This window comes from Mizugakiibacter sediminis, from assembly GCF_000953855.2.
Taxonomy (GTDB): Bacteria; Pseudomonadota; Gammaproteobacteria; order Xanthomonadales; family Rhodanobacteraceae; genus Mizugakiibacter; species Mizugakiibacter sediminis.
The window spans coordinates 46,892-52,921 of sequence record NZ_DF970196.1 but is presented as its reverse complement, the minus strand read 5'-3'; the positions used below and the strand labels follow the sequence as shown (position 1 = coordinate 52,921).

Sequence of the window (6,030 nt, the reverse complement as noted above, 5' to 3'; positions counted from 1 at the left end):
CGCCGCGGCGGGCGCCGCGGGCGCGGGCGCGGCGCCCGCCGCGCCGCTGCTCTCCTCCGGCCAGTGCAGGCGGTCGAAGCGCGCGGTGATGCCGCGCCGCGCGAGGTCCTGCGCCGGAATGGACAGCGTGCCGGCGACGGCGTCGCCGGACAGGCTCAGCATGGTCTGCGCCGGCTCGAAGGCGAGCTTCACGGCCAGCGCGCGGAAGCTGCGGCCGAACACGCGCGCGTCGGCGGTGGTGAAGTCGGCGCCCTGCAGCGGATTGGGGCCCTGGTCCTGGCCCGCCATCGCCAGCTTCGCCCAGCCGCTCAGGTCGAAGCGCTGCGCGTGGCCGCCGATGCGCACGCCCGAGGCCGGGACGTCGGCCGGCATCGTCGTGCCCAGCGCGATGTTCATCGCCGGCCAGGCGTTCGGATCGGCCGTCATGCGCGCGCGCGCGCGCAGCACGTCGCCCAGCGCCACGGTGAAGGCGTGGCCGGCCACCGGCAGCTCCAGGCGCAGATCGAGCGGCAGCGCGTCGTCCGCGGCCTTGTCCAGCGGCGCCGGCAGGTCCACCTTCACGCCGACCAGATCGGAGCGCACCTGCAGGACGGGCGTCGCCGCATCCAGCGTCGGCGCGGCCGGAATGACGAGGCCGATGTCGAAATCGCCGTCGCCTTTGGCGACCTGCGGCAGCCTGGCGAGCTGCGGATAGCCTTCGACGAGCTGGGCGACGCTGAAGCGGCCGTCCATGCGCGCCTCGAGCTGGTGCGCCGGATCGGCGGTATCGCTGCCGACGGCCAGCGCGAGCGTGGCCGGCACGCCGTGGAAACGCGCCGTCAGCGGGCTGGCGGTGAAGCCACCGGCGTCGAAGGCCAGCGGGCCGTTGATCCTGTCGAGGCGCAGGTTCCAGTCCTTCGCCGTCAGGTCGGCGTCCACGAGCTGCACCTTGCCGTCCAGCGCGAACTGCTCGGCGTGCGCGACCGGCAGCACCAGGGTGAAGCCGAGCCGGCCGCTGCCGCCGTTCAGCCGCAGCCCTTTCAGCGCGCTGCCGTAGCGCGCGCCGATCGGGCTGCGGCGCACGAACTCCAGCAGGTTCGCCGCCTTGCCGCTGCCCTCCACCGCCAGCGTCAGCACGGCATTGGCGAGATCGGGAATGACCGCCGACGCGGCCGCGGCCTGGTTGCCCGCCACCTGCGCGGCGCGCGCCTGCACGACCATGCCGGCGTCGACGAAGTCCGCGGTGGCGGCGATGCCTTCGGCGCGCGGCCAGCCTTCGCCGTAGTCGAGCGTGGCATCCTCGATCTCGCCCAGCGCCTGGAAGCGGCCACGGTGCTCGGGGAACGGCCAGTCGTCGAGATCGCCGCGCACCAGCACGCGCGCCGAAGTCAGCCGGCCGGCGACCAGCGCGCGATCCAGCCACGCCACCGCCGACGGCGGCATCACGTTGACCGGCCAGAACAGCTTGGCCGCGGGCACGTCGCCGTGCGTGGCGACGGCGTAGAGATCGAGGTAAGGCCGCGTGCCGTCGCCCTGCAGCAGGATCTCGCCGCGCGCCTGGCCGCCGTAGCCTTCGCCTTCGAGGGTCAGCGCGTCGGTGCCGATGTGGGTGCCGTCCGCATCGCTCCACGCCGCCACCGTGCCGGCCAGCCTCGCGAGCACGAACGGCTCGCGGAACACGTGCGGGTAGCGCAACACGGTCGACTGCGCCGGCAGCTCGAGGCTGAGCGCGCCGGCGTCGCCGCGCAGCGTGCCGACCAGGCGATCGATGCCCGGCAGCGCGCCGCTGGGCGCGAAGCCGATGCCGTCGAGCTGCGCCTCGACGTCGAAGGCCTGCGCACCGGCCCAGCGCAGGCGCGCCTGCGCGATGTGCCCGTGCGGCGCGGCGGCGGCCAGCCAGTCGGCCAGCGCCGGCGAAGCCTGCGGCAGCAGCGCCGCCAGCGGCGCCAGGCCGGCGACGTCGAGCGCGCGCGCGCCGAGCGCGAAGCGGCGCGGCGCGCCGTCGGCGACGTCCAGCACGGCCACTCCGCCGTCGGCCTCGCGCGTGGACGGCGCGGCGTAGGCGAGGCGCCAACCGCGCGCCAGGCGCTGCGCGTCGAACACGCCGCGCAGCACGCCGATGCGCGCGTGCGCGCCGCCGGGATTGGCGACGTCGAGGGCGGCGATGTCGAGGCGCGCGGTGGCGCGGATCACGCGGCCGTCGCGCCAGTCGGTCCACGCTTCCAGTTGCCCGCGCCCGCGCTTGACGGCATAGCCGCGCAGATCGACGCCGCCCAGCAGGGCGGCGAGATCGACGTCGGTACCGCCCGCATACAGTTCGCCGCCGCGCAGGTCGGGCCGCATGCGCACGGCGAAACGCAGGCTGCCGGCGGCGCCGTTGCGGTGCAGACGGCCGGCGACGCGCACGTCGCCGCCGGCATTGGTGAGACGCAGCACGTCGGCCAGGAACACGTAGCGCGTGCCCGCTCGCTGATCGAGCAGGCTGAGGCTGAGATCGCGCACCAGCAGGTCGGCGGGCAGCGAGGTCAGCGACGCGCGCTGGCCTTCCTCTTCGCCGCCGCCGAAGCCGGCCACGTGCCAGGCGCCCTGCAGGTCGCGCGTCAGTTCGAGGTCGAGGCCGGACAGACGCAGCTCGATCCAGCGCTTGTGCGGCTTCAGCCAGGCGCCGAAGTCGAGTTTCAGTTCCGCCTCGGGCAACGTGATGGCGGTGCCGTCGGGCCCGGCGCCCAGCGTCAGCCGCGATACCGCGAACAGCGGGCCGGAGGCCTGCCATTCGCCGCGGATCGTCTGGAACGAAACCGGCCGGTGCAGGCGGTCGCTCAGCAGCGCGGCGATGCGCTGCGGGTAGCGCGCCGCCAGCGGCAGCAGCAGCTGCGCCAGGCCCATCGCCACCGCCGCGGCGACCAGCAGCGCGGCAGCCAGCGCTCCGGCCGCGAAACGTACGCGTCGCCAGCGGTTCAAGCGTCGCTCCGTGCCGCGGCCGCGCGTGGTCGATCAGAGCAGCACGACATCGTACTGCTCCTGCGAGTAGTGCTCCTCGGCCTGGAAGCGGATGGTCTTGCCGATGAACTCCTCGAGCTCCGCCACCGCGGCGGACTCCTCCTCGAGGATGCGGTTGACCACCTTGGCGCTGGCCATCACCAGCAGCTTTTCCGCCTCGAACTGGCGCACGGCGCGGGTGATCTCGCGGAAGATCTCGTAGGTGACGGTCTCGGCCGTCTTCAGCGTGCCGCGGCCGTTGCATGCCGGACACGGTTCGCACAGCTGCCTCTCCAGGCTTTCGGTGGTGCGCTTGCGCGTCATCTCCACCAGGCCGAGCGGCGACATCGGATAGACCGTGGTCTTGGCGTGGTCGCGCGCCAGCGCCTTCTCCAGCTGCCGCAGCACCTGCTGCTGGTGCTCGGCGTCGGTCATGTCGATGAAGTCGATGATGATGATGCCGCCGAGGTTGCGCAGCCGAAGCTGGCGCGCCGCCGCCTGCGCGGCCTCGAGGTTGGTGCGGTAGACCGTCTCCTCGAGGTTGCGCGAGCCGAGGAAGCCGCCGGTGTTGACGTCGATCGTGGTCATCGCCTCCGTCTGGTCGACGATCAGGTAGCCGCCCGACTTCAATGGCACTTCCTTGTTGAGCGCGCGCTGAATCTCGTCCTCGGCGCCGTACAGGTCGAAGATCGGCCGCTCGCCCGGATAGTGCTCGACGCGGTCGGCCAGCTGCGGCATGAACTTGTTGACGAACTTCAGCACCCTCTCGAAGGTCTCGCGCGAGTCGACGCGCACCTTCTCCACGCCCTCGTGCAGCGCATCGCGCAGCGCGCGCAGCGGCAGCGACAGCTCCTCGTAGACGCGCTCGCCGACGCGCGCCTTGGCGATGTTCTCCTGCACCACGCGCCAGACCTTGCCGAGATAGGTGACGTCGAAGGCGAGCGCCTCGCGCGACTGCCCCTCGGCGTTGGTGCGCACGATGTAGCCGAGCGGGTTCTCGCCGGCCAGTTCCGCCACCAGCTCCTTCAGGCGCTGGCGCTCGTCGTCGTCTTCGATGCGCGCGGACACGCCGAGCATGCGCGAGTACGGCAGCAGCACCAGGTAGCGCGACGGGATCGACAGGTGCGTGGACAGCCGCGCGCCCTTGGACCCGATCGGGTCCTTGATCACCTGCACGACGATCTCCTGGCCCTCGTGCACCAGCTCGCCGATCGGCGGCGTCGGCGCGTGGCCGTTGCCCTCGGCGCCTTCCACCGGGATCGCCGGCGCCGGGCGCACGATGTCGGAAGCGTGCAGGAACGCCGCGCGCTCCAGGCCGCACTCGACGAACGCCGCCTGCATGCCGGGCATCACCCGCTGCACGCGGCCCTTGTAGATGTTGCCGACATAGCCGCGCTTCTGCGCACGCTCGACGTGCACTTCCTGCAGCATGCCGTTCTCGATCACCGCCACGCGGGTCTCGCGCGGGGTGACGTTGATCAGGATCTCTTCGCTCACCGGAGCCGCCCCCTCACCACCCGGCTTTATAGCCGGCGGGCGTCCGGCCTGTCGATGCGCCATGTCGCGGTCCGCGGGCCGTCGATGGGGCTGGGACCGCCGCGTTGGGCGCGGGTTCACAATGGACCTGGCGGTTCAGGAAATCGTCCGTCGCCTCGCTCAAGGCGCCGCGCCGAACGCGCGCAGCAGGCCGCAGGTTTCGAACAGCGGCAGCCCCATCACGCCGGAGTAGCTGCCGGCGAGGTGGGCGACGAACGCCGCGGCGCGGCCCTGGATCGCATAGGCGCCGGCCTTGCCGAACGGCTCGCCGCTGGCGACGTAGGCGGCGATCGCGGCCTCGTCCAGCGGCGCGAAGGTCACCTCCGACAGGCTGACCGCGCATGCTTCGCGCGCGCCGTCGGCGACGCACACCGCGGAGATCACCCGATGCGTGCGCCCGGCCAGCCGCCGCAGCATCGCCGCCGCCTCCTCCGCGTCGGCCGGTTTGCCGAACACCACGTCGTCCAGCACCACTTCGGTGTCCGCGCCGAGCACCACCGCGGCGCGCTCGCCGTCCACGCGCCGCAGTCCCGCCCGCGCCTTGTCGCGCGCCACGCGCTCCACGTAGGCCTGCGCCGCCTCGCCCGGCGCGCGCGCCTCGATCACATCGACATCGACCACTTCGAAACGCACGCCGATCTGTTCGAGCAACTGGCGGCGGCGGGGGGATTGCGAGGCGAGATAGAGCATGGCGCGCATCCTAACCGTTCGCACAGCTTCGGCATCACGCCTGGGTCCGCCAGGATGGCGGCCTGAAGGGGCCCCTCGGACGCGGCGTGAGCGCGAAGGATCAAGCCCGCAGGGGCGATGAGGCGCGTTTGCGAGCCACTGGCTCGCGCGCCGAAGAGCGCCCGATCGCTGTGCGCGAGGGCCGGAAGCCCGCATGGATGCGGGCCAGTTCGCCGTCAGGGCAGGAGCCCTGTCGGCGAACCCCCGTAGCGCTCTCGCGAACCCGGAGGGCAGGATGCCCGAAGGGCGCGCCCGTAGGGGCGAAGACCGTTCTAGATGCCTTGAATGGCATCTCGAATGTTCCCCGACACATGGAGTGAGAGGAACGGGGGAAAGCTGGAAGAGGCTGGATTAGGCTGGAAAAAGTCGGATGAAAGCGCGGTAAAACAGCCGTTTGCGAGTGCGAGCAAGGCGAGCGCAACGCTGCCGACACGCGACACATGGAATGCGCTGCTGGCGCGCGCCGGCGGCGTGGCGACGCATGATGTGACCGTGTGGCCGCTCGGGTAGCTGATGGACTGGCACCAGCTGCTCGAGGCTTCGGACGCACCGGCCTGCGCCCACCACAGCAACGCCATCACCGCGGCGGCGCCCGCAAGCAGCATGGCCAGGCGTTCAAGCCACAATCGGCGCGGCCTGTGCTGGGCACCGACGATGATGTTGCCGCTGTTGTTGCCGTTGATGACCACCGCGCCTCGACCGGCGGTGATGCTGGCTCGGAGCGGCTCAGTGTCCTTCGGCTTCTTCGTTTCGACGACTCGCTTCGCTACCTCGACGACCTTGTTGAGAGCTTCCTGATTCATTCTA

General features: G+C 71.9%; 4 protein-coding genes. All 4 read right to left on the bottom strand.

All coding sequences use genetic code 11. From position 1 onward, the window contains the following. A partial coding sequence (locus MBSD_RS08395) for a YhdP family phospholipid transporter (protein WP_062536858.1) occupies positions 1-2,940 on the bottom strand: 2,940 nt, incomplete at its 3' end. 33 nt (positions 2,941-2,973) lie between these two features. Next, the gene (gene rng / locus MBSD_RS08390) at positions 2,974-4,455 is read right to left on the bottom strand and encodes a ribonuclease G (RefSeq protein WP_062536856.1); all 1,482 of its coding nucleotides are present in this window, start codon (positions 4,453-4,455) and stop codon (positions 2,974-2,976) included. A gap of 159 nt (positions 4,456-4,614) precedes the next feature. Beyond that, positions 4,615-5,184, bottom strand: coding sequence for a Maf family protein (locus tag MBSD_RS08385; RefSeq protein ID WP_062536854.1), 570 nt, complete (start codon positions 5,182-5,184; stop codon positions 4,615-4,617). Between the two features lie 311 nt (positions 5,185-5,495). Further along, the gene (locus tag MBSD_RS15150; protein WP_148667840.1) at positions 5,496-6,026 is read right to left on the bottom strand and encodes a hypothetical protein; all 531 of its coding nucleotides are present in this window, start codon (positions 6,024-6,026) and stop codon (positions 5,496-5,498) included. Between the last annotated feature and the right edge of the window lie 4 nt (positions 6,027-6,030).